This window comes from Sphingosinicella sp. LHD-64 (genome assembly GCF_031157375.1).
Classification (GTDB): Bacteria; Pseudomonadota; Alphaproteobacteria; order Sphingomonadales; family Sphingomonadaceae; genus Allosphingosinicella.
In genome coordinates, this window is sequence record NZ_JAVIFV010000003.1 from 719,358 (window position 1) to 742,751 (window position 23,394).

General features: G+C 68.8%; 24 protein-coding genes and 1 pseudogene. 13 read left to right on the forward strand and 12 right to left on the reverse strand.

The window, feature by feature from the left end; all coding sequences use genetic code 11:
* Window positions 1-9 precede the first annotated feature (9 nt).
* From lptA to RCO27_RS11510, 4 genes are read right to left on the reverse strand one after another with little or no spacing between them, the layout of a single operon-like run.
* Window positions 10-597, reverse strand: coding sequence for a lipopolysaccharide transport periplasmic protein LptA (lptA, locus tag RCO27_RS11495; protein WP_309002811.1), 588 nt, complete (start codon window positions 595-597; stop codon window positions 10-12).
* Complete coding sequence (gene lptC / locus RCO27_RS11500) at window positions 594-1,232, reverse strand: LPS export ABC transporter periplasmic protein LptC (RefSeq protein WP_309002812.1); 639 nt, start codon at window positions 1,230-1,232, stop codon at window positions 594-596. The genes lptA and lptC overlap by 4 nt, the downstream gene beginning before the upstream one ends.
* Before the next feature lie 23 nt (window positions 1,233-1,255).
* Window positions 1,256-1,873, reverse strand: coding sequence for a ribonuclease D (locus RCO27_RS11505; RefSeq protein ID WP_309002813.1), 618 nt, complete (start codon window positions 1,871-1,873; stop codon window positions 1,256-1,258).
* Between the two features lie 58 nt (window positions 1,874-1,931).
* Entirely contained in the window at window positions 1,932-2,720 is a 789-nt protein-coding gene (locus RCO27_RS11510) for a TerC family protein (protein ID WP_309002814.1), read from the reverse strand.
* Between the two features lie 228 nt (window positions 2,721-2,948).
* Between RCO27_RS11510 and RCO27_RS11515 the strand changes: the two genes are divergently transcribed.
* Window positions 2,949-3,722, forward strand: a complete 774-nt coding sequence (locus tag RCO27_RS11515; RefSeq protein ID WP_309002815.1) for a cold-shock protein — start codon at window positions 2,949-2,951, stop codon at window positions 3,720-3,722.
* Between the two features lie 82 nt (window positions 3,723-3,804).
* Window positions 3,805-4,089, forward strand: a pseudogene (locus tag RCO27_RS11520) (helix-turn-helix domain-containing protein); the annotation flags it as partial.
* Window positions 4,090-4,227: 138 nt separating this feature from the next.
* On the opposite strand, the gene msrB reads toward RCO27_RS11520, so the two are convergent.
* On the reverse strand, window positions 4,228-4,719 hold the full coding sequence (gene msrB / locus RCO27_RS11525) for a peptide-methionine (R)-S-oxide reductase MsrB (RefSeq protein WP_374990378.1): 492 nt from the start codon (window positions 4,717-4,719) through the stop codon (window positions 4,228-4,230).
* Window positions 4,720-4,743: 24 nt separating this feature from the next.
* Complete coding sequence (pabB, locus tag RCO27_RS11530; protein WP_309002816.1) at window positions 4,744-6,459, reverse strand: aminodeoxychorismate synthase component I; 1,716 nt, start codon at window positions 6,457-6,459, stop codon at window positions 4,744-4,746.
* Between the two features lie 42 nt (window positions 6,460-6,501).
* Between pabB and RCO27_RS11535 the strand changes: the two genes are divergently transcribed.
* The 3 genes from RCO27_RS11535 to RCO27_RS11545 all read left to right on the forward strand — a co-directional run bounded on the left by RCO27_RS11535 (window position 6,502) and on the right by RCO27_RS11545 (window position 9,101).
* Window positions 6,502-7,878, forward strand: coding sequence for an L-serine ammonia-lyase (locus RCO27_RS11535; RefSeq protein ID WP_309002817.1), 1,377 nt, complete (start codon window positions 6,502-6,504; stop codon window positions 7,876-7,878).
* Between the two features lie 109 nt (window positions 7,879-7,987).
* Entirely contained in the window at window positions 7,988-8,467 is a 480-nt protein-coding gene (locus tag RCO27_RS11540; RefSeq protein ID WP_309002818.1) for a hypothetical protein, read from the forward strand.
* Window positions 8,468-8,474: 7 nt separating this feature from the next.
* Entirely contained in the window at window positions 8,475-9,101 is a 627-nt protein-coding gene (locus RCO27_RS11545) for a DUF4328 domain-containing protein (RefSeq protein WP_309002819.1), read from the forward strand.
* Here the strand turns inward: RCO27_RS11545 and RCO27_RS11550 are convergent.
* A complete protein-coding gene (locus tag RCO27_RS11550; RefSeq protein WP_309002820.1) occupies window positions 9,086-9,907 on the reverse strand; it encodes a class I SAM-dependent methyltransferase in 822 nt (273 codons plus the stop codon). The two genes, RCO27_RS11545 and RCO27_RS11550, sit on opposite strands and share 16 nt — an antisense overlap.
* Before the next feature lie 63 nt (window positions 9,908-9,970).
* Between RCO27_RS11550 and RCO27_RS11555 the strand changes: the two genes are divergently transcribed.
* Window positions 9,971-10,642 (forward strand): MBL fold metallo-hydrolase, encoded by a 672-nt coding sequence (locus tag RCO27_RS11555; protein WP_309002821.1) that lies wholly within the window; start codon window positions 9,971-9,973, stop codon window positions 10,640-10,642.
* A 297-nt stretch (window positions 10,643-10,939) separates the two neighbouring features.
* Here the strand turns inward: RCO27_RS11555 and RCO27_RS11560 are convergent, their stop codons facing one another.
* Window positions 10,940-11,830 carry a serine aminopeptidase domain-containing protein gene (locus RCO27_RS11560; RefSeq protein ID WP_309002822.1) on the reverse strand — a complete coding sequence of 297 codons (891 nt, stop codon included), beginning with the start codon at window positions 11,828-11,830 and terminating at the stop codon, window positions 10,940-10,942.
* A 13-nt stretch (window positions 11,831-11,843) separates the two neighbouring features.
* Window positions 11,844-12,302: an MAPEG family protein gene (locus RCO27_RS11565; protein ID WP_309002823.1), complete on the reverse strand. Its 459-nt coding sequence runs from the start codon at window positions 12,300-12,302 to the stop codon at window positions 11,844-11,846.
* Window positions 12,303-12,496: 194 nt separating this feature from the next.
* Here RCO27_RS11565 and rpmF point away from each other — a divergent pair, with 194 nt between their 5' ends.
* The 5 genes from rpmF (at window position 12,497) to RCO27_RS11590 (ending at window position 15,496) form a co-directional block, all read left to right on the forward strand.
* Window positions 12,497-12,676, forward strand: coding sequence for a 50S ribosomal protein L32 (rpmF, locus tag RCO27_RS11570; RefSeq protein WP_309002824.1), 180 nt, complete (start codon window positions 12,497-12,499; stop codon window positions 12,674-12,676).
* 30 nt (window positions 12,677-12,706) lie between these two features.
* Complete coding sequence (gene plsX, locus RCO27_RS11575; RefSeq protein WP_309002825.1) at window positions 12,707-13,756, forward strand: phosphate acyltransferase PlsX; 1,050 nt, start codon at window positions 12,707-12,709, stop codon at window positions 13,754-13,756.
* Window positions 13,753-14,712, forward strand: coding sequence for a beta-ketoacyl-ACP synthase III (locus RCO27_RS11580; RefSeq protein WP_309002826.1), 960 nt, complete (start codon window positions 13,753-13,755; stop codon window positions 14,710-14,712). Before plsX ends, RCO27_RS11580 begins: the two co-directional genes overlap by 4 nt.
* 84 nt (window positions 14,713-14,796) lie before the next feature.
* Window positions 14,797-15,120 carry an integration host factor subunit alpha gene (locus RCO27_RS11585; RefSeq protein WP_309002827.1) on the forward strand — a complete coding sequence of 108 codons (324 nt, stop codon included), beginning with the start codon at window positions 14,797-14,799 and terminating at the stop codon, window positions 15,118-15,120.
* Window position 15,121: 1 nt separating this feature from the next.
* Window positions 15,122-15,496: a MerR family transcriptional regulator gene (locus RCO27_RS11590; RefSeq protein ID WP_309002828.1), complete on the forward strand. Its 375-nt coding sequence runs from the start codon at window positions 15,122-15,124 to the stop codon at window positions 15,494-15,496.
* Here the strand turns inward: RCO27_RS11590 and RCO27_RS11595 are convergent.
* The gene (locus RCO27_RS11595; RefSeq protein WP_309002829.1) at window positions 15,493-16,032 is read right to left on the reverse strand and encodes a histidine phosphatase family protein; all 540 of its coding nucleotides are present in this window, start codon (window positions 16,030-16,032) and stop codon (window positions 15,493-15,495) included. The genes RCO27_RS11590 and RCO27_RS11595 overlap by 4 nt on opposite strands.
* Window positions 16,029-18,755: an ATP-dependent DNA helicase gene (locus RCO27_RS11600; protein ID WP_309002830.1), complete on the reverse strand. Its 2,727-nt coding sequence runs from the start codon at window positions 18,753-18,755 to the stop codon at window positions 16,029-16,031. Before RCO27_RS11600 ends, RCO27_RS11595 begins: the two co-directional genes overlap by 4 nt.
* A gap of 39 nt (window positions 18,756-18,794) precedes the next feature.
* Here RCO27_RS11600 and RCO27_RS11605 point away from each other — a divergent pair, with 39 nt between their 5' ends.
* Window positions 18,795-20,372 carry a lysine--tRNA ligase gene (locus tag RCO27_RS11605; RefSeq protein WP_309002831.1) on the forward strand — a complete coding sequence of 526 codons (1,578 nt, stop codon included), beginning with the start codon at window positions 18,795-18,797 and terminating at the stop codon, window positions 20,370-20,372.
* Window positions 20,373-20,383: 11 nt separating this feature from the next.
* Window positions 20,384-21,595 (forward strand): TCR/Tet family MFS transporter, encoded by a 1,212-nt coding sequence (locus RCO27_RS11610; protein WP_309002832.1) that lies wholly within the window; start codon window positions 20,384-20,386, stop codon window positions 21,593-21,595.
* Here RCO27_RS11610 and RCO27_RS11615 read toward each other — a convergent pair.
* Complete coding sequence (locus RCO27_RS11615; protein ID WP_309002833.1) at window positions 21,592-23,358, reverse strand: DUF885 domain-containing protein; 1,767 nt, start codon at window positions 23,356-23,358, stop codon at window positions 21,592-21,594. The genes RCO27_RS11610 and RCO27_RS11615 overlap by 4 nt on opposite strands.
* Window positions 23,359-23,394 lie beyond the last annotated feature (36 nt).

Consider the following 23,394-nt stretch of genomic DNA (forward strand, 5'->3'; position numbering starts at 1 on the left):
TTGGCGGGGTCAGCTGCCCTTGGGCTCCGGCGCCGGGGGTGTCGTCGGGTTGGCGCGCTGCGGCACGGTGAAGCGCCCCGTGACCCGCCCGCTCGACGCGCGGCTCGGCGATCCGGCGGTGCCGCCGTCCATCACCGCCCGGCCGCTGTCGAGATCGAGCACGAGCCGGCCGCCGTTCACGTTGTTGCCGGCCCGGCGCAGCGTCACGTTGCCGATCATCGTCACCACCCGGCGGTTGAGATCGTAGATCGCGACATTGCTGCGCGCATTCTCCGACGGGCTGGTGAGCGTCACGCCGCCGCTCGCCTCCAGCCGCTGGATATCGATGCCGCTGGCATCGGCATAGGTGACGGTGAGGCGCGGCGCGGCAAGGCGCAGATTGCCCTGCCGGACATCGACGTTGCCGGAGAAGATCGCGCGGTCGGCGCGGTCCTGCACCTCGATCCGGTCGGCGGCGACGTCGACCGGCTGGTTGGTGTCGTGGCCCTTGAGCGCCGAGCCGCCGCCCTGCCCGGAGGCCGGCGGCGCCGCCAGCAAGGCGACCGCAACCGAAGCGACGGCAACGCTCCCCAGAGCGAGCCAGCGTGACGTATTCATCGGACTGCCCCCTGCACGATATGAAGCCGCGGTCGGCCGGTGAGCACGACGGTGCGGCTGCCCATGTCGGCTTCGAGCCGGCCGCCGGAAAAGGTCCCCAGCGGCATCTGGCCGTCGACCGCGCCGTCGCTGGCGAGCCGGCGCTGGCGCAGGTCGACGGTGACGTCGCGGGTCTGCATCCGGTAGCCGTCGGCGGTGGTGACGAGGATCGGGCCGAGCACGTCCACCTGGTCGCTGCGCATGTCGTAGCGCGCGCGGTTGGCGCGCAGCTCCGCCGGGCCCTTCTCCAGCCCCATCTCCGCGCGCATGCCGCTCAAGTAGACGACCTGCTCGGCGGCGCTGCGCTGGAGCGCCTGCTGGGCGTCGATCACGAACGGGCGGCCGCGATTGTCGACGCCGCGATACTGGGCGGAATCGACCCGCATCCGGTCGTCGGCATGGTCGACCTTGTTCTTGTCGAGCAGGAAGCTGACCTCCTGCTTCTCCTCGAGCGGGGAGAAGGCGAGGAAGGCGAGCACGACGCCGATCAGCGCCGGCAGGCCGAGCTTCATCGCATGGATGACGCGATCGTGCGAGCCGCCCGGCGCCGCCCACAGCCGCGCCTTCACCCGCTCGCGTTCGGCAAGCTCAGACATGGCAGGGCTCGGGAGTCTGGACCCTAGACATGGGCGAAGATGTCCTGTTCCGCCCAGCCGGCGAGGTCGAGCCGCGCGCGGTGGGGGAGGAAATCGAAGCAGGCCTGGGCGAGCGCGGTGCGGCCCTCGCGGACGAGCCGGATGTCGAGCTGCGCCTTGAGCTCGTGGAGGTAGCGCACGTCGGAGGCGGCATAGTCCTTCTGCGCGTCGCTGAGGTCCGGCGCGCCCCAGTCCGAGGTCTGCTGCTGCTTGGAGATCTCCTGGCCGAGCACCTCCTTGACGAGGTCCTTGAGCCCGTGCCGGTCGGTATAGGTCCTGATCAGCCGCGAGGCGGTCTTGGTGCAATAGACCGGCGCCGCCATCACGCCGAGATAGGCCTGGATCGAGGCGAGGTCGAAGCGGGCGAAATGGTAGAGCTTGAGCCGCGCCGGATCGGAGAGCACCGCCTTCAGATTGGGCGCGGCATAATCGCTGCCCGGGCCGAAGCGGACGAGATGCTCGTCGCCGCCGCCGTCGGCAATCTGCACGACGCACAGGCGGTCGCGGCCGAGCTGGAGGCCCATCGTCTCGGTATCGACGGCGACCGGGCCGGGGCCGAGCACGCCGGCGGGCAGGTCTTCCTCATGGAAATAGACGGTCATCGCCCCCGCATAGGGCCAAGCGCGTGAACGCTCAATGGCCGGGCGCGGGCGCGTGGCGCTACTCGTCCGCCTCCTCGCGCCGCCGCTTCGCCCGCCGCGACCAGATGTTGAGCCCCTCGACCAGCGCCGAGAAGGCCATCGCCGCATAGATATAGCCCTTGGGGACGTGGACGCCGAAGCCGTCGGCGATCAGCACCGCGCCGATCATCAGCAGGAAACCGAGCGCCAGCATCACGACGGTCGGATTGTTGTTGATGAAGTTGGCGAGCGGATCGGCCGCCAGCATCATCGTCCCCACGGCGACCAGCACGGCGATCACCATGATAATCAGATGATCGGTCATGCCGACCGCGGTCAGGATGGAATCGATCGAGAAGACGAGGTCGAGCAGCAGGATCTGGAAGATCGCCGCGCCGAAGCCGAGCGTCGCACGCGACGTGTCGAACACGTCGTCGGCCGGCGACGGATCGACATTGTGGTGAATTTCCTTGGTCGCCTTCCAGACCAGGAACAGGCCGCCGGCGATCAGGATCAGGTCGCGCCAGGAAAAGGCGGTCTCGAAGCTCGGATTACCGTGCGAATCCGGTAGGCCCTGAATGCCGAGATCGAAGACCGGCGTGGTCAGTCCGACCAGCCAGGCGATGCCGGACAGCAGGATCAGGCGCATCACCAGTGCGAGGCTGATGCCGATCCGCCGGGCCCGCTGGCGCTGCCCCTCGGGGAGCTTGTTCGACAGGATCGAGATGAAGATCAGATTGTCGATCCCGAGTACAACCTCCATCACGATCAAGGCGATAAGGGCCGCCCAGACCTCGGGTTGGGCGAAGATCGAAAAGACCTCGAACATGTCGTCTCCGGCAGCGGTTGATCGCTCCGTCCATGCATGAAGTCGCCGGCCCGGGCAACGCAAACGCGGTTTCGCGCGAGCAACGCGGGCAAAACCCCTCGCCCATCTGGGTTTTTTCGGCTATAGGATTCGGTGCCGAGCCGCTTTTCGGCGCGGTAGCCTTTGCGCGTTCTTGCCCGGCGCGGTGGTTTTGACAGGGGATTGGGCGCGGGAAAGTAACTGAATCAGATGGGTTTCGACAAAGGGCGCCGCGGCGAGCGCGGTGGTCGCGGCAGAGACAAGCGCGACAATATTGGCGGCGGCGAAGAATTCGGCGGTTTTGAAAGAAGTTATGGCGGCGGCGGCGATCGCTTCGGCGGCGGTGGCAGCGGCTATGGCGGTGACCGCTTCAGCGGTGGCGGTGGTGGCGGCTATCGCGGCGGCGGCGGCGCCGGTGGGGGCGGCTTTGGCGGTCCGCGCGGCGGCGGTGGCGGCTTCGGCGGTCCCCGCGGCGGTGGCGGCATGCCCCCGCAGGTCGTCGGCGAGGCCAAGGGCGTCGTCAAGTTCTTCAATCCGCACAAGGGCTTCGGCTTCATCGTTCGCGATGATGGCGGCGAGGACGTGTTCGTCCACATCTCCGCCGTCGAGCAGGCAGGCCTGACCGGCCTGGCCGAGGGCCAGCCGCTCGAGTTCACGCTCGTCGATCGCGGCGGGCGCGTGTCGGCGACCGACCTCAAGATCGAGGGCGATCCCCTCCCGGTCGAGGAATCGGCGCCGCGCGAGCGTGGCCCGCAGCGTCAGCTGACCGGCGAGAAGGCTCAGGGCACGGTCAAATTCTTCAATGCGACCAAGGGCTTCGGCTTCATCACCCGCGACGACGGGCAGCCGGACGCCTTCGTCCACATCTCGGCGGTCGAGCGGGCCGGCATGATCTCCCTCAACGAGGGCGACCGGGTCGAGTTCGAGCTCGAGGTCGACCGGCGCGGCAAGACCGCGGCGGTGAACCTGGTGCCGATCCAGTAGGAGTTATCCAAACCCTGTTGACGAAAAGGCCGGCCTCGCGCCGGCCTTTTTTGTGTGTGCCCTAAGTGTTTGGTCCCGTGGAATGGTGATACGGTTTATCGTCATCGCCAGCGGGAGGAGCTATGGGCCGGTTCTACACGGGAGCGCCCGCACGACAGCGGCAGTCCGTCGAGCGATACAGCGGAGTGAAGAGAGCGTAAGGGCGCTGGCGCGGCGGCACGGGATCAGCCCGACGACGGTGCAGAAGTGGCGCAGGCGGGCGGGCGTCACGGATGCCCCGATGGGGCCGAAGGCCATGCACTCGACCGTGCTGACGCTTGAGGAAGAGGCGATGATCATGGCGTTTCGGCGCCACACGCTGCTGCCGCGAAGGTCCCGGACCTGATCCGGGACTGCCTCTACTCGCTCCATCTCTATGTCGCGATCGACCGCACCTCGAAGCTCGCCTGCGCCCAGCTCCACGCCAAAGCCGACCGGCCCACCGCCACCCCACGGGACCAAACACCTAGGCGGGCCGGAAGGTCATCGCGACGCCGTTCATGCAGTAGCGCAGGCCGGTCGGCCGCGGCCCGTCATTGAAGACGTGGCCGAGATGGCCGCCACAGCGCGCGCAATGGACCTCGGTGCGCGCCATCATCAGGCTGCGGTCCTCGCGCGTGCCGACGGCACGCGGCAGCGGCCGCCAGAAGCTCGGCCAGCCGGTGCCGCTGTCGAACTTGGCGCGCGAGGAGAAGAGCGGCTGGCCGCACCCGGCACAGTGGAAGGTGCCGCGCCGATGCTCGTTGTCGAGCGGGCTGGAGCCGGCGCGCTCGGTCGCGTGGCCGCGCAGCACGGAAAATTGCTGCGGATTCAGGCGCTGGCGCCATTGCGCGTCGGTCAAAGTGAAGGCGAAGCGGCGCTGCTCGGCTTCGACCGGCCGCCCTGCGAACATCGTCGCGACGCCGCCGCACAGGGCGGCGCCGCCAAGGCCGAGAAAGGCACGTCGATCGAGTCTCATGGCGGCCCCATAGCCCGGCGCGACTTAACCGGCGCTTGCCAGGACCGCCGGAATCAGGCCGCGCACGGCATTGCCGATGAAGAAGCCACCGGTGAGGTCGGCCTCGGTCAGGTCGGCCTCCCCTGCCCGGCCTTCGGCGATCAGGCGCTCGCGCAGGATGCCGGGGAGAAGGCCGCGCGTGAGCGGCGGGGTCAGCAGGCGCCCCGCGCGCTCGACGAAGAGCGAGGTGAATGATCCTTCGGTGAGGAAGCCGCCGGAATCGCGGAACAGCACGTCGAACCGGCCAGCGCGGACACGCGCCTCGTCGTAGAAGGCGCGATCGGTGGTCTTGTGGCGCAGCCGGAAATCCTCCGACGCGACGGGGCGCGGGACCACCGCGACCGCGACGGCTCCGGCCGGTGCGGCCGGCAGGGGCCGCAGCTCGATCGCCATCGCGCCGGTGCTGGAGGCGAGCAGCCGCACCAGGCTGGGGCCGGCCCGGAAGGTCGCGGCCTGCAGCTCGTTGCGCGCCTCGTGGCGATCGAAGGGGAAGCCGAACGCTTCGGCGCTGCGCTTCATCCGGGCGAGATGACGGTCGAGATCGGCGATGCCGACGTGCGGATCGAAGGCCATTGTCTCGATCAGATCGAACCGTCTCGTCGTCGCCACGAACACCCCTTTTGCCAGACATTCGCGCCATTCCTCGTCGGCGCGGCTGTCGGCCACGATCCCCGAGCCCAGCCCGAGCCGGGCGACCGTCCCGCCTGCCCTCAGCGTCAGCGTCCGGATTGCGACATTGAACGCGGCTTCGCCGTCCGGCGCAACCCGGCCGATCACGCCGGTATAGGCGCCGCGGGGCCCCGCCTCGACGTCGTGGATGATCTCCATCGCCCGGATCTTCGGCGCGCCGGTGATCGAACCGCAGGGGTAGATGGCGTGCAGGAGGTCAATCGGGTCCTTGCCGTCTTCCAGCTCGGCCGTGATAGTGGAGGTCATCTGCAGCACGGTCGGATAGGCCTCGACCGCGAACAGCTCCGGCACCTCGACGGTGCCGGGCTTCGCCAGACGCGACAGGTCGTTGCGCAGCAAATCGACGATCATCAGGTTCTCGGCGCGCTGCTTGGGGTCCGTCCTCAGCGCATCCGGGTTCGACCCTGCCGGTGCCGTGCCCTTCATCGGGCGCGTCGTGACACGGCCCTCCGTCATGGTGAAGAACAGCTCGGGCGAGAAGCTCAGCAGCCAGTGCGTCCCGGTGAAGACGATCCCGCCATGCCCGGCGCGCGCGCGCGACCGGATCGCTGCATAGAGCGCCAGCGGATCGCCCAACACCTTCACCTCCGCCTGGAAGGTGAGATTGGCCTGATAGATATCGCCGGCGGCGATATGCTCCAGCACCCGCGCGATCGCCGCGCGGTAATCGGCCTCGGCGATCAGCGGACGCGCGGACGCTGCATAGGCGCCGGCGGGATCGGGCAGGAGCGCTGCCGCATTCACCGGTTCGGCCCGTTCGAACAGGCCGAACCAGAGCAAGGACGGCGCCTCCCCCGCCGGCGCCTCGGCCAGCGGGCGCAGCTTGTCCTCGAAGGCACAGCCTGCCTCGTAGGAAAGAAATCCCGCCGCATGACGGCCGCGCAGCCGTTCCAGACAGGCGCTTACGTCCGCCAGGTCGCGGGTCTCGACGATCTCGACGGGGTCGCGATAGAGCCACGCCGCGCCACCATCACGGGCGTCGTCGAGCAGGACGAAGGGCGTGCTTGTCATCGCCCCGGCGCCGGTCCATGGGCGCGGGCAAGGAGAGGTGGCTTGGTCTGCAGCACTTTCGATCTGTTCAAGATCGGCGTCGGCCCGTCGAGTTCGCACACGATGGGACCGATGACGGCCGCCTGCGACTTTGTCGAGGGGCTGCGTGACAAGGGACTGTTGAACGAGGTCGTGCGGATCGAGGCCGATCTCTACGGCTCGCTCGCGCTGACCGGCAAGGGTCACGCGACGGATCGCGCCGTGCTGCTCGGCCTGTCCGGCGAACGCCCGGCCACCATCGATCCGGACGAAGCCGAGCGGACTGTCAAGCGCATCCGCGAGACCGGCCGCATTCGCCTCGCCGGCACCCGCGACCTCCCGTTCGACGAGGCGGAGGATGTCCGCTTCCTCCAGCGCGAGCGGCTGCCGCACCATTCCAACGGCATGCGCTTCACCGCAACGACCGCGGCCGGCGACACCGAAAGCAGGGTCTATTATTCGGTCGGCGGCGGCGCGATCGTCGATGAAGCGGCGGTCGCGCGCAACGCGCCGCCCGAGGGCGCGTGGGACGTGCCCCACCGCTTCCGCTCCGGCGCCGAGCTCCTCGAGATCGCCGCGCGCGAAGACCTTCCCATCGCCGCTATCGCCCGGGCCAACGAACAGGCGAGCCTCTCCGACGAAGAGATCGATGCGCGGCTCGATGCGATCGACGCCGCCATGTCGGCCTGCATTGACCGCGGCATGGCGGTCGACGGCATCCTGCCGGGCGGGCTCAACGTGAAGCGCCGCGCGCCGTCTCTCTACAAATTGCTCACCGAGCGCGCCGAACGGGCGCTGCAGGACCCATTGACCGTGATCGACTGGGTCAACCTCTGGGCGCTCGCGGTCAACGAGGAAAACGCGGCCGGGGGCAAGGTCGTCACCGCGCCCACCAATGGCGCCGCCGGCATCGTGCCGGCCGTGCTGCGCTACTATCAGCGCTTCACGCCGCGCGCGACGCAGGAGGGCACCCGTACCTTCCTCCTGACCGCCGCAGCGGTCGGCTCGCTGTTCAAGGAGAATGCCTCGATCTCCGGCGCCGAGGTCGGCTGCCAGGGCGAGGTCGGCGTCGCCTGCTCGATGGCCGCGGCGGGTCTGACCGCCGCGCTGGGCGGGTCGAACGGCCAGATCGAGAATGCCGCCGAGATCGGCATGGAGCACAATCTCGGCCTCACCTGCGATCCGGTCGGCGGCCTCGTCCAGGTCCCGTGCATCGAGCGCAATGCGGTCGGCGCGATCAAGGCGATCGAGGCCTCGCGCCTCGCTTTGGTCGGCGACGGCTCGCACCGGGTCACTCTCGACCAGGTGATCGAGACGATGCGCAAGACCGGCCTGGACATGAACGAGCGCTACAAGGAGACCAGCCTCGGCGGACTTGCCGTCAACGTCGTGGAGTGCTGACGCGCCTTCGTCGCGTCATCCGCCTCTTTCGTAGGGCCGTTGCTTGACTCTCCCGTGCTCCGGGCGTGGGATCGCCGCACGCGTGGAGCCTTCAAGAAGGGGACGGGGCATGGGCGTTTCCACCATCGACGGCACGATCGAGTCGGCCGAATTGAGGCGCAGCGCCGCCAAGATACGCATCTACAAGACGATCGTGTTCCGGCTGGCCAATGGCGAGACCAAGACCATCGCCAAGCCGATCGCCCATGCCGAGCTCGCGCCGCGGCTGGAGCCGGGCGCGACCGGCCGCTTCTACCTGTTCAGCTCGATCGACCATCGCGGCATCGCCGGGGTGCGCACGAGCGACGGGCAGGCGCAGTTCGCCTATCCGCGCAACAACGAGACGATCGGGATGGTGCTCACCATTCTCGCGGCCCTGTGGGTCGGTCTGTCACCTTATTTCGTCGGCGACTTCGGGATTTTCGCGCTGATCGTCCTGATCCTCGGCCCGATCGTCTGGCTGGTGAACCGCAGCCTCAGGAGGCAGGCCGAGCGCCAGTTCCAGGCGGACAATCCGGTCGGTCCGGCGACGGCCGCGGTCGCGGGCTGAGCGGCGGATGGCGGCGCAGGCGCCCGCCTGGCCCTTCCGCTACAACCGGACGGCGGCGCAATGGACGCGCTGGCTGGCCCTCGCGCAGGCGGCTCTCGCCGCCGGTGCCGCGGCATGGGCGTTCGCGGCGCCGGCGGGCCTGAAGCCCGGCGCCGATGATCCGTTCATCCTGCTTGAGACGGTGCAGCTTCTCTTCTTCATCGCCGGCGCGATCGTGGTGGCCCGGTGGCTCTATGTCGCCGGCGCCAATGCGCGGGCGATGGGCGCCACCGACATGATGGGCAGCCCGGCCTGGGCGATCGCCTGGTACATCGTCCCGCTCGCCAACCTCTTCATGCCGTTCGTGGCGATGCGCGAGCTGTGGCGGGCGAGCGCCGATCCGCGCGACTGGCAGGCGGCGTCGGCGCCGGCGATCCTGATCCTCTGGTGGCTCTGCTGGCTGGCCTCGAACATCGCCGGGACGGTCGCCTTCCGCCTCGAATGGGAAGGCGACGCCACGATGCTGGGCGCGGTCGGGACCGCCCAGACGATCTCGAACGCGCTGTTCGTCCCCGCCGCCCTGCTGTTCGCGCACATCGTCGCGCGGGTTCAGGCGATGCAGGACGGGCAGGGACCCGCTCAGCTGTTCCGCTGAGCGCGCCAGGCCGGCTGGGTTCCGCCGGCAGGATCGGGCGTCATCGTGCCGCCGTCGACCAGCGCCCACCAGGTTCGCCCGCCGGCGATGAAGCGCAACTGGGTGCCGCGCAACGTCACGTCGCCCAGCGCGAGGGTCTGCCCGCCACCGCTCAAGGTGCCGCTGACTTCCTGGAAGCGCTGGTCGAGATCGAGCGTCATTACGGACCCGTCGGGATCGGTCAGCGTCCAGCTCCCGGCAACCTCGGCGGGAACCACCCAGAGATAGATGTTGCGGCCGTCGACGACCTCATGGGCGTCGGCCCGCCAGTCGCCCATGTCGAAGGCGTGGCTGACGACGCGCGCGCCGGGACGAAGCTCGGTCAGCAGGCGCGGGCGCAGGCGCAGGTTGATCTCGGGCATCAGGTAGATCGCGACCACGCTCGCATCGCGGATCGGCGTCTGGAACAGGTCCTGCGTCCGGAACAGCGCGCGCGTCTCGAGCTGCGCCATCCGGGCGTTGAGCACCGCCTGCGAGACGCGGCTGGAATCGATGTCGACACCCAGCGCTCTCGCACCGCGCCGGGCGGCGGCGATCGGAATGCGCCCGTCGCCGGAGCCCAGGTCGATCAGCAGGTCGTCGGTGCCGAGCTGGGCGAGATCGAGCATCGCCTCCACCACCTCCGGTGGCGTCGGCACGAAAGGGACTTCGAGATCGCGCTCCGAGACGGGCGCCGGGGCGGGGTTGAACGGGGCGATCCCGGTGCCCTGGAACGTGCAGCCGCAGAGCAGCGCGAGGGCGGCGAGGATAAGTGGGAGGCGCGTCATGCGCCGCTCCTATCAGAAGCCCGGGCGCTTGTATCGACCGCGATGCTGGGCCATCTGCGGCGCATGACCGATCCCTCGACGCCGCCGCTCAAGGCCATGATCATCCCGGTGACGCCGCTGCAGCAGAACAGCTGCCTGATCTGGTGCACCGCGACGATGAAGGGCGCCTTCACCGATCCGGGCGGCGACCTCGACCGGCTGAAGGCCGCCGCGACGCAACAGGGGGTGACGATCGAGAAGATCCTCGTCACCCACGGCCATATCGACCATTGCGGATCGGCCAAGATCCTCGCCGACGAGCTCGGCGTGAAGATCGAGGGACCGCACGAGGACGACCGGTTCTGGATCGCGCGGCTGGAGGATGACGGCCGCAATTACGGGATCCTAGGCAAGCCGTTCGAATCGGACCGCTGGCTGGTCAACGGCGACCAGGTGACGGTCGGCAACCTCGTGTTCGACGTCTATCATTGCCCCGGCCACACCCCCGGCCATGTCGTCTTCCACCACCCGGCCTCGAAGCTCGCGATCGTCGGCGACGTGCTGTTCCAGGGGTCGATCGGCCGCACCGACTTCCCGATGGGCAACCATCAGGACCTGATCGACGCGATCACCGGGCGGCTCTGGCCCTTGGGCGACGACACCGCCTTCGTGCCGGGCCACGGCCCGATGAGCACCTTCGGCCGCGAGCGCCAGTCCAATCCCTTCGTCGCAGATCGGGTGCTGGCCGGGGCCTGAGGGCGTCATTTTCCTACAGCCCCGGTCCTGTGTTAGATCTGAAACTCGGAGGCAGCGGCCTCCCGGCTCATTGAACGGTGCACATGATCTTCCCGGAGGCGGAGCGGCGCTCAGGTGCCGGGCAGTGGCGTTGACCGGACAAACCCTGTCCAGGGCCCGAACCACCCCGAACCAGCCGAATCGGCGGAATTCCGGGCTTTTCGTCCCAAAGGGAGCGGAGATTTTTCCGTTTTTTCGCGAAATCCCCGAACTTCGTCACCTTCCGGCCGACTCGATCACGCTGAATGCCGGTTGGTCCTAGCGGGGCAGGTGCCGCAGCCAGGTAGCAATAGCCGCCAGCACCTCGACCCTGTGGTCGACGCCCTCGGCGTCGATCATGAAGTGATCGTAGCCCTCATATTCGCGAAAGGTGAAGTTCGCCTTCCCCGCCCCGACAACCAGATCGCGCGCGGCGCGGGCGCTCGCGATCGGCGCCGATTGGTCCCGGGTGCCGTGAACCAGAAGCACCGGGACGCGGGTCTGCGCAAGGCTGCGGGCCGGCACCATGTCGAGCGCATCAGCCCACCAGCGATAGCTGGCGCCGCCCCATTGGCGATCGGCGGCCGGATTCGCGCGCGCGTCGAGGAAGACACGGTCGGCTTCGGCCTGCATCTGCGGTGGCAGGGCTGATCGGATCATGGTGCCGATCGGCAGGCCGATCCCCGACGACCAGACGATCACCGCGCGCGTTTCCGGGATCAAAGGCGCCAGCATGGCGGCGACGGCGCCGCCTTCGGAGCCGCCGAAGATCACGAGCTGGCCATTCCACCAACGGGCTTGCCGCAGCTGCGCGATCACATGAGCTGCGTCCGTCACGCGCTGGGACAGCGAATTGCCGCGCCAATAGTCCGCCACGCAGCTTTCCCCGTCCGCGCCAGCTGCAACGCCGTACTTTTCGACGGTCAGCACGACATGGTTCGGTGCCAGCCGCGCGGCCATCCACGGGATGCGGTCGTTGCGCGCCACCGAATCGCAACCCGATCCTTGAAACATGATCAGGATCGGAGCGCGCCCGCGACGTGGCGGCCCGGCAAGGTGATAGACGATGCGACTGCCATCCGCGCGCTCGAGAGACAGCGTTTCGGCATATGCATCACGTTCGAAACTGGCCGTCGCGAGCAGCAACCCGATCAGGATGCCGAGGCGCATGCCTCGCGTCTCGTCAGCTCTGCGGCGCCGGTGTGGCGGCGGCGCGGGCGCCGGGCGAGATCTGGATGCCGGTGGGAATCGGCGGCGCCTGATAGGCGATCAGGATCGCGTGGATGCCGAGGCCCAGCAGGACGAGCCAGCTGATCGCCGCGCCGCCGACGCGCAGCGGATTGGCGCCGGGCCGGTCGAGGCCGAAGGCGTGGGCGATCCGCGCCAGCACGAACAGGATCGCCGCGCCCCACAGCCACAGACTGCCGCCGGTGGCGAGCTCGACGAGGGCGAGCAGGATGAGGAAGAGCGGCACATTCTCGGCGAAATTGCCGTGGGCGCGGATCCGCCTGAGCAGCATCTCGTGGCCGCCGTCGCCGAGATCGGCCTTGAGCGGGCGCCGCAACCGGCTGACCCGGAGGCTCAGCCAGATGTGCAGGATCGCCGCGGCCCCGGCGATGGTGAGCGTGATCGGCAGGATCATGTGGACGTCTCCTCTGGCCCAGCGTTCGCACGGGCCGGCGATGCTTGCAACGGGGCGCGAAATCGCTATAGGCGGCACGCTTCAAGCGAGAGCATGACGGCCGCGAGGCCAGCGGCCGGTCCGGCCGTTGATCCGTTGCCCTGCTGTCGCCACATGATTCACGTGAACGTCAGCGAACAGGAACAGGTGCCACCATGGCCGTCCCCAAGAGAAAAACCTCGCCGTCCCGGCGCAACATGCGCCGCAGCCACGACGCGCTGAAGGCGACCCAGTATCAGGAATGCCCGAATTGCGGCGAGCTCAGGCTCCCGCACAATGTGTGCGCGAGTTGCGGGCATTATAAGGGGCGTGAAATCCTCAAGACCGAGGCGTAAGACGGCCACGGACTTACGAAGGAGACGGTTTTGACGGGCACGGCGCCGCGGATCGCGATCGACGCGATGGGTGGCGACGCCGGGCCGTCGGTCATGATCGCCGGCGCCGCCCACGCCTTCGAGCGGCGCAGCGACCTCTCCTTCCTGCTGTTCGGCGACGAGGCGGCGATTCGCGCCGAAGTCGCCCGGCATCCCGCGCTCGCCGGTCATGTCGAGATCGTCCACACGACCGATGTAATCGCCGGCACCGACAAGCCGAGCCAGGCGATTCGCCGGGCCAAGACAAGCTCGATGGGCCGCGCCATCGCCGCCGTGAAAGAGGGCGAGGCGCATGCCGCGGTCTCCGGCGGCAATACCGGTGCGCTCATGGCGATGGCGAAGCTCGCGCTCAGGACCATGCCGGGCATCGACCGGCCGGCGCTCGCGGCGCTGATCCCGACGCTCGGCGATAACGACGTTGTCATGCTCGACCTCGGCGCCAACACCGAGTGCGACACCAACAACCTCGTCCAGTTCGCCGTGATGGGCGCTGCCTACGCCCGGGTTGTGCTGGAGCTGGAGCGGCCGCGGGTGCAGCTGCTCAACATCGGCACCGAGGAGCTCAAGGGCACCGACGAGCTGCGCGACGCGGCCGCGATCCTGCGCGCGTCCGATCATCTCCATATGCACTTCGACGGCTTCGTCGAGGGCGACAAACTGTCGCGCGGCGATGTCGACGTGATCGTGACCGACGGCTTTTCGGGCAACATCGCGCTGAAATCGCTGGAAGGCACGGCGCGCTTCGTCACCGATCTTTTGCGCCGCGCCTTCACCAGCTCGATCCGCTCCAAGATCGGCTTCCTGATCTCCCGGCCCGCGACCGAGCTGCTCCGCCACCATCTCGACCCCAACAACCACAATGGCGCGGTCTTCCTCGGCCTCAACGGCCTCGTCGTGAAGAGCCACGGCAGCGCCAACGACAAGGGCGTCGCCAATGCGATCCGCGTCGCGGCGCGGATGGTGCGCGAGGACCTCACCCGCAAGATCACGGAGGATCTCGCCAACGTGTCCGCCCGCAATCACGCCGTCGCCGCCAAATGACCCGCCGCGCAACCATCGTCGGCACCGGCGCCGCGCTGCCGCCGCGGCGCGTCACCAATGATGAGCTCGCGGCCCGGGTCGATACGACCAACGAGTGGATCGTCGAGCGCACCGGCATCGAGGCGCGTCACATCGCCGGCGAGGGTGAGACCACGGCGACGCTCGCCACCGAAGCCGCCCGCAAGGCGCTCGCGGCCGCCGGCGTGGCGCCGCAGCAGATCGGCCTGATCGTGCTCGCCACAGCAACCCCCGACCAGACCTTCCCGGCGAGCGCGACGATCGTGCAGACCGCGCTCGGCATCGACGACTGCATCGCCTTCGACGTGCAGGCGGTGTGCACCGGCTTCCTTTATGCGCTCTCCGTCGCCGACAATATGATCAAGGGCGGCATGGCCGATTATGCGATCGTCATCGGCGCCGAGACGTTCAGCCGCATCCTCGACTGGGAGGATCGCGCGACCTGCGTCCTGTTCGGCGACGGCGCGGGCGCCGTGGTGCTGAAGGCCGAGGACGGCGAGCGCGGCATCCTTGCCACCCGGCTCCATGCCGACGGGCGCCACAACGAATTGCTCTATGTCGATGGCGGCCCGTCCACCACCGGCACGGTCGGCAAGCTCAGGATGAAGGGCAAGGAAGTCTTCCGCCATGCCGTCGTCAATCTCGCCGACGTGCTGAGCGAGACGCTCGAAGCCGCCGGCCATCGGCCCGAGGAGGTCGACTGGGTCGTCCCGCACCAGGCCAACAAGCGCATCCTCGACGCCACCGCGAAGAAGCTCGGCCTCGCGCCGGAGAAGGTCATCGTGACGGTCAACGAGCATGCCAACACCTCTGCCGCTTCGGTACCGCTGGCACTCGACGTCGCGGTGCGCGACGGCCGGATCAAGCCGGGCAATCTCCTGGTGCTGGAGGCGATGGGCGGCGGCTTCACCTGGGGTGCCGCGGTCGTCCGGTACTGAGACCGGGTCATCACAAAGCCGCATTGCACGGATAGGCAAGCTGATTTAATGTTGCAGTTTCAAGACCGGAGGGGGGAGAGTTCCATGGCGGACGCAGGAACGATCAGAACGGCGCCGGCGGGCACGCTCACCCGTGCCGACCTCGCCGACATCGTTCACAGTGAAATCGGCCTGTCGCGCGCCGATTCGGCGGGCATCGTCGAGCGGATCCTGCACCATATGTGCGTGGCGCTGGCGGACGGCCAGAACGTCAAGATCTCCGGCTTCGGCAGCTTCATCCTGCGCGACAAGGGCGAGCGGATCGGCCGCAACCCGAAGACCGGCGTCGAGGTGCCGATCGCGCCGCGACGCGTGCTGACCTTCCGGGCGAGTCAGATCATGCGCGAGCGGATCGCCCGCAGCGGCTGACATGGCCCGCCCCGCCGGCAAGAGCGAGAACGCGTTCTGGACGATCGGGGAGCTTTCGGCCGAACTCGGGCTGCCCCAGCACATCCTGCGCTACTGGGAGACGCGTTTCCCGCAGCTGCGTCCGCTGCAGCGGGCGGGCAACCGCCGCTACTATCGCCCGGACGACGTGGCGCTGGCCCGGCGCATCGATCGGCTGCTCAACCAGGAAGGCTATACGATCCGTGGCGTCCAGCAGCTTCTGTCCAGGGGCGGCGGAGCCGCCGAGGAAGCTCCGCCGTCGCCGCCACCCGCCGCCTCCGCTGAGGGGCCATTCCGAACCGAATTGCAGGCGGTGCGCCGCCTTCTCGTGGATGCGCTTTCCGAGGATGACGCCTAGTCCGTCTCCGGCCCCAGTTTCGGGTCGAGATCACGGGGCCGGATGAAGCGGCTGAGTGTGCCGGTGCCCGGCCCGGCATCGCGCCACTGCGCAACCGGCAATTCGATCTCGGCAAGGGCGCCGGTCGGATATTTCTCGGCGAGTTTCCCGCGCGCCTCGGCACCGTCGGCGATGACCAGCGCCAGGGCCAGCAGCTCGAAGCCCGGATTATGGCCGAGCAGGAGCAGCCGGGCATGCGCATCGTCCGTCCCGCGAACGATCTCCAGGAGCGTCTCCACGGACGCCAGATATATGCGCCGATCGTAGTCTGGATGGAGGCGGTTGCCATAGCCTTCGGACAGGCCCTCGACGGTTTCCATCACCCGCATCGCCGGCGACGCCACGACTGCATCGAAATCGAGGCCGAGCGCGCGCATTTCGCGGCCCATGGTGCGCGCGGCGGCGCGGCCGCGGCGGTTGAGCGGGCGATCGAAGTCGCGCATCGACGGATCGTCCCAGCTCGATTTGGCGTGGCGCAGCAGCGTCAGCGTCTTCATGCGTCGGTATCGGCCTCCCCCGCGGGCGCCATAGCGCGCCGGTCCGGCGCCTTTGATGACAGCCGCGCCGCCACCCGCGCAATGGCCTCGTCGAGCGGCAGGCGCGAAACCCTCACGCCCGGCGGAAAGGCGGTGAGCAGCCGCGACGGCGTCGCCGCGGAGAGCAGCACGAACATGCCGCGATCCTTCCGGCGGCGGATCAGCCGGCCGAAGGCTTGGGCAAGGCGGGCGCGCACCACCCGGTCGTCATAGGCGGAACCGCCGCCAGAGGCCCGCCGGGCGCCATGGAGCACGGTCGGCCGCGGCCAGGGCACACCCTCCATCACGACGAGGCGGAGCGACTCGCCGGGCACGTCGACTCCATCCCTGAGCGCGTCGGTGCCGAGCAGGCTGGCGTGGGGATCGTCGCGAAAGATGTCGACGAGTGTGCCGGTGTCGATCGGGTCGACATGCTGGGCGTAGAGCGGCAGGCCCGCGCGGGCGAGCCGGTCCGCAATCCGGGCATGGACGGCGCGCAGGCGCTGGATCGCGGTGAACAGGCCGAGCGTGCCGCCCTCGGCCGCCTCGATCAGCCGGGCATAGGCGCCGGCCAGCGCGGGCGCGTCGCCGCGCTTGATGTCAGTGACGATCAGCACCTCGCTGTTCGCTTCATAGTCGAACGGGCTCGGCGTCGCGAAATGGCCGATCGGGCCGGCGAGATGGGTGGCGCCGGTCCGCGCTTCCGCGCCGGTCCAGTCCTCGGCGCCGCGCAGGGTGGCGGAGGTCACGAGGATGCCGTGGGCGGGCTTCAGCACCGCCTCTGCGAGCGGCCGGGTCGGGTCGAGCCAGCGACGGTGGAGCCCGATGTCGAACTCGCGGCCCTCGATCCGATCGACCGCCAGCCAGTCGACGAACTCCGGGTCGGCGGGTCCCCCGATCCTGGCAGCGAGGGCGATCCAGGCGGACAGCGTCTGGGTGCGCCAGGCGAGGCCGCCGATCGCGCCCTCGATCCGTGCCCGGGCTTGGGCATCGAGCCAGTCGGGCGCCTCCTCGACCACCGCCTCGAGCCGCTTGCCCAGCGCCATCAGCGGCCGAAGCAGCAGCTCCAGCGCCTCAGCGGCCGGCGCCGCCGCTTCCACCAGAACCGCCTCGGGCTCGGCCAGCTCGGTTTCGAGGCCGTAGCCGGCGTCCTGCGCGGTGGCCCGGGCGTAGACGGTGCCGCGCACCGCGCCGAGCAGCGTCTCGATCGGACCGAATGGTGCGCCCTCGGCGAGGCGCTGGAGCCAGCCGTCGCCGGGCAGCGCTCCGGCCATCTGCACTGCCGCCGTCAACGCCGCGGCGCCCGCCTCGTCATAGGAGGCGACGTCCATCAGCCGGGCCGAGAGGCCGCGCCGGCGCCCGCGGCTCTTGCCCTCGGGCCCGACGATCCAGCGCCGCATCTCGATCGCCTCCTGCCCGCTGAGGGCGGCAGCGAAGGTCGAATCGGCGGCGTCGAACAAATGATGGCCCTCGTCGAACACGATCCGGGTCGGCGGATTGCCGGTCTCCCGGCCGCGCGCGGCATTGACCATCACGAGCGCGTGGTTGGCGATCACGAGATCGGCGTCCTGGCTCGCCCGCGCCGCCCGCTCGATGAAGCATTTCCGGTAGTGCGGACAGCCGGCATAGACGCACTCTCCGCGCCGGTCGGTGAGCGCGGTGGCGCCGGCGCGGCGGAACAGGCTGGTCAGCCAGCCGGGCAGGTCGCCGCCGACCATGTCTCCGTCCTTGCTGTAGGCCGCCCAGCGTGCGACGAGCTGCGCGAGGATCGCGGCGCGGCCGGCAAAGCCGCCCTGCAGCGCGTCCTCCAGATTCAGCAGGCAGAGATAATTTTCGCGCCCCTTGCGGATCACGATCTTCTGCCGGCGCTCGGCAGCATCAGGGAACAGTCGCACGCCCTCGCGGTCGAGCTGACGCTGCAGCGCCTTGGTGTAGGTCGATATCCAGACTGCGCCATCCGCCCTTTCCGCCCAGAGCGAGGCGGGGGCGAGATAGCCGAGCGTCTTGCCGATGCCGGTGCCGGCTTCCGCGAGCAGCATGTTCGGACGATCCTCCGCCTTGCGCGGATCGAAGACCGCCGCAGCAGCAGCCGCATAATCGCGCTGGCCGTCCCGAACCTCGGCATTCTGTCCGACTAGGGTTTCGAGCCGCTCGGCGGTGTCGGCGAGATCGAGCCGCACCGGGCGCGGCGGCGCGCGACCGCCTGTCTCTTCCCATTCGGGGAGCCTGGAGAACAGCCAGCGTTCGTCACGCTCGGGCCGCCGCAGCCGCTCCGCCACCGCGCCGGCCCAGGGCCAGCGCAGGCGATAGAGCGATTGTGCGGATGCCCATGCGCCTTCGCGCTCTGACCAAGCGCCCTCCAGCGTGGCGAGCAGCCCGGCCGCCGCCTCGCGCAGGAAGCTGCAGGCCGCCTCGTCGCTCGCCGGCACCTCGAGCCCCAGCGCGTCCGCCATACCCTTCGGCGTCGGCACCGCGAAACGCGCCGGATGGACGAAGGCAAACAGCTCGAGGAGGTCGAGCCCCGACAGGTCCGGATAGCCGAGCCGGTTGCCGACGAGCGGGGCATTCAGCATGATCATCGGCGTCTCGGCCGCCCGCGCCACGGCCGCGCCGCGCCCCACCGCCTCCACCGCGCCATCCGGAAAGGCGATCCAGATGCCGGCATGGGTTGCGTGCAGCGCGGGATAAGGCAAAGAGGCGGCCATCTCCCGCAACCTAAGACCAAGCGGAACGAAAGGGCAACAGTGTCGGTTCCACCCGAATATCGCGAAGCGGCGCGCGCCTCCAAGGCCTGGCCTTATGAGGAGGCGCGCAAGCTGCTGAAACGCTATTCCGAAGGTCCGCCGGCCGAAGGGATCGTCTTCGAGACCGGCTATGGCCCGTCCGGCCTGCCGCATATCGGTACCTTCAACGAGGTGCTGCGCACGACGATGGTGCGCAACGCCTATCGCACGCTGAGCGATGCCCCGACCCGGCTGATCGCCTTTTCGGACGACATGGACGGTCTCAGGAAAGTGCCGGACAATGTCCCCAACCAGGCAATGCTCGCCGAATATCTCGGCAAGCCGCTGACCCGCATCCCCGACCCCTTCGGCACGCACGAGAGCTTCGCCCATCACAACAATGCGATGCTGCGCGACTTCCTCGATCGCTACGGCTTCGACTACGAATTCCTGTCGGCGACCGATTGCTACACATCGGGCCGGTTCGACGAGACGCTGAAGCTGGTGCTGAGGCGCTGGGACGCGATCATGGGCGTGATGCTTCCCACCTTGGGCGAGGAGCGACGCGCGACCTATTCGCCGGTCCTGCCCCTCTCGCCGACCAGCGGCATCGTCCTGCAGGTGCCGGTCGAGGTGGTCGACGCCGAGGCCGGGATCGTCACCTTCATCGACGAGGGCCAGCGGATCGAGCAGTCGATCCTCTCCGGCAAGGCGAAGCTGCAATGGAAGGTCGACTGGGCGATGCGCTGGGTCGCGCTGGGCGTCGACTACGAGATGTCCGGCAAGGACCTGATCGATTCGGTCACCCAGTCGTCCAAGATCGCCCGCGTCCTCGGCGCGCGGCCGCCCGAGGGCTTCAACTACGAGATGTTCCTCGACGAAAAGGGCGAGAAGATCTCCAAGTCCAAGGGCAACGGCCTCTCGATCGATCAGTGGCTGACCTACGGGACGGAAGAGAGCCTCGCCTTTTACATCTACCGCGAGCCGAAGAAGGCCAAATCGCTGCACATGGGCGTGATTCCGCGCGCGGTGGACGAATATTGGCAGTTCCGCGGCAATTACGCCGGCCAGCCGATCGAGCAGAAGCTCGGCAATCCGGTCCATCACATTCATGACGGCAAGGTGCCGGCGCACGTCCCGCCGGTGACGTTCGGGCTGCTGCTCAACCTCGCCAGCCTGCCGGGCTGCGGCGCGCGCGAGACGATCTGGGGTTTCGTCCGCCGCCATGCGCCGGGTGTGACGCCTGAAAGCGATCCCGACCTCGATACGATGATCGGCCTCGCGGTGAATTATGCCCGTGATTTCGTCGCGCCGACCTTGCAGCGCCGTACGCCGGACGCGCAGGAGCGGGCGGCGCTCGGCGCTCTCGATTCGCGGCTTGCGACGCTGAGCGAGAACGCGTCGGCCCAGGCTATCCAGACCGAGGTCTATGAAGTCGGCAAGGCGCATTACGGCAAGGAAGCACTGCGCGACTGGTTCAAGGCGATCTACGAGACGTTGCTCGGCTCCGCCCAAGGCCCGCGCATGGGGAGCTTCATTGCCCTCTACGGCCTCGCGAACAGCCGCAGGCTGATCGCCGAGGCGCTGGCCAAAGCCTAGTCCGCACCGCCATGGCCCGCCGCCTCGCCTTCCAGCCCGCGCTGGCCTTCATCTTCGTGACCGCGGTGCTGGACATCATGGCGATGGGGCTGGTCATCCCCGTCCTGCCGGCGCTGATCGAGGAGTTTGCCGGCTCCAACGCCGCGGCGGGCCTGTGGAACGGCGTGATGGTCGCGCTCTGGGCGGCGATGCAGTTCATCTTCTCGCCGATCATCGGCTCGCTGTCGGATCGCTTCGGGCGGCGGCCCACGATCCTGATCTCGACCGCCGGACTGGCGGCCGACTGGGTGCTGATGGCGCTCGCGCCGAATCTCTGGTGGCTCGCGGTCGGTCGGATCATCGGCGGCATCACCTCGTCGAGCTTCACCGCCGTCTTCGCCTATATGGCCGACATCACCGAGCCCGAGAAACGCGCCCGCGCCTACGGCCTGATCGGTGCGGCGTTCAGCGCCGGCTTCGTCGCCGGCCCGGCGCTGGGCGGCGTGCTCGGCGAGCTGGGCCCGCGCGTCCCCTTCTGGGCGGCGGCGGGCATGAGCGCCCTCGCCTTTCTCTACGGCCTCATCGTGCTGCCCGAATCGCTGCCCAAGGATCGGCGCATGGCCTTCTCCTGGAAACGGGCCAACCCGTTCGGCGCGCTGAAGCTGCTGCAATCGCACCCGGAGCTGTCGGGGCTCGCGATCGTGAACTTCCTGCTCTATTTCGCCCACCACGTCTTCTCGGCGGTGTTCGTTCTCTACGCCGCTGCGCGCTACGGCTGGGGGCCCTTCGAAGTCGGCGTCCTGCTCGCGCTCGTGGGGGCGCTCGACATGATCGTGCAGGGCGTGCTCGTCGGCCCGGCGGTGAAGCGCTTCGGCGACCGCAAGGTGATGGTGTTCGGCCTCACCTTCGGCGCGATCGGGATCACCTGCATGGGCCTCGCGCCGACCGGCCTGCTCTTCACGCTCGCCATGTTTCCCAACGCGCTCTGGGGCCTCGCCATGCCGACATTGCAGTCGCTGATGACCCAGCGCGTCTCGGAACGCGAACAGGGCCAGCTCCAGGGCGCCAACAACAGCGTCGCCAGCATCGCCGGCGTCGCCTCGCCGCTCTTCTTCGGCTGGGTCTACGAGATGTCGGCGGCGGATGCGCCGGGCCTCAGCTTCCTGATCGCCGCCGCAGTGCTTCTCGCCGGCGCGACAATCGGCGCGCTGGTGGCGCGGCGGGCCGGCGCGACACTTGCCTAGGCGCGCTGCGCGGCGATCCAGTCGTCGATCTTGCGCTCCAGCACCGCGAGCGGCAGCGCCCCGGTCATCAACACCTGGGCGTGGAACTCCTTGAGGTCGAAGCGCGACCCAAGCGCCTGCTGGGCGCGGGCGCGCAGCTCCAGGATCTTGAGCTGGCCGGTCTTGTAGGCGAGCGCCTGGCCGGGGATGGCGATGTAGCGCTCGACCTCGGTCGTCGCCTGCGTCTCGCTGACGCCGCTGTTGTCGAGCATGTAGCGGATCGCCTGCTCGCGCGTCCAGCCCATGGCGTGGATGCCGGTGTCGACGACGAGGCGGATCGAGCGGTACATGTCGGCGTTGAGGCCGCCGAAGCGCGCATAGGGATCGGTTTCCATGCCGAGCTCCTCCCAGAGCGTCTCGGCGTAGAGCGCCCAGCCCTCGACGAAGGCGGTGTTGCCGCCGAAGCGCATGAAATTGGGCAGCGCCTCGTTCTCGTTGGCGAGGCTGATCTGGAAATGATGGCCGGGCGCGCCCTCGTGAAGATACAGCGCCTCCATGCCGTGGGTGCGCCGCGACGGCAGGTCATAGGCATTGTAGTAGAAGATGCCGGGCCGCGATCCGTCCGGATTGCCGTTCTGGTAGGAACCGGTCGAGGCGTTGCGCTCGCGGAACTCCTCGACCTCGCGGATTTCGAGCCGGGTGCGCGGCAGGGTCGAGAAGAGCTCGCCGAGCCTCTGGTCGACCCGCCGGCCGATCGCATAATAGCCCTCGCGCATCGCGTCGCGGGTCGGCGCGGCGAACTGCGGATCGGTGCGTAGGAACTCGAGGAACTCGCGCAAAGTGCCGTTGAAGCCGACGCGCTGGCGGACCTGCTCCATCTCCGCGAGATTGCGGGCGACCTCGCGGAGACCGGTCTGATGGACTTCCTGCGGCGTCAGCGGCAAGGTGGTGTTGAGCTCGACGAGCCGGGCGTAAAGCCGCTCGCCGCCCTGCATGTTGAGCAGGCCGACGCCGTCGCGGGCGCGCGGTAGATACTCGTCCTGCAGGAACGTCCGAAGCCGGCGGTAGGCCGGATAGATGTCGTCCCGGATCGCCGCCAGATGCGCCGTGCGTAGCCGGGCGCGCTCCGCCTCCGGCACTGCGTCGGGGAACGTCTGGACGGGACCGAAATAGGGGGACTCCTCCGGCGCCTGGGCGAGCTGGGTGTCGAGCTGGCCGATGACGTTGCGAATGGTGAGCCTGGTGTCGACGACGCCCGAGGCAAGACCCTCGCGGAAGCGGACGATGGCGCGATCGAGCCCCGCGACGAACTGGCGGTGGCGCTTCAGGTTGTTCTCATAATCCTCGACATTGCGGAACGGCGCCGCGCTGCGGCCCGAGGCGAGGACCGGGTAGAAGGTGTGGAAGCCGCTGAAATGGTCGATCGGCCGCACCCGGGTCAGCGCCAGCAGATCGGGCTGGAGGTCCCTGAGATCGCTCTCGCGCTGGAACTTGAAGACATCATAGGCGAGCCGGTCCGTCGCGTTCAGCGAGTCCCGGTCGATCGCCGCCAGTGCGGCCAGCTCCTGCTCCGCCGCCGCCTTCTCGGCCGCATAATAGGCGTCGGTCAGGAAGTCGCCGAGCCGGTCGGCATAGCGATAGTCGCCGCGGAACAGGGCGGAGATCGGGTTGCGCCGGAGGTTCGCCTCGTCGCTGTCGTGGAACAGCGTGTGCAAGCGCTCGTTTCGCCCCGCCTGTCCCGGTGCGGTGCTCCCCGCGGTCTGCGCGAACACGGGCGTGGCCATGGTCGAAGCCAACAGGACAGTCAGGAAAGCGCGGCG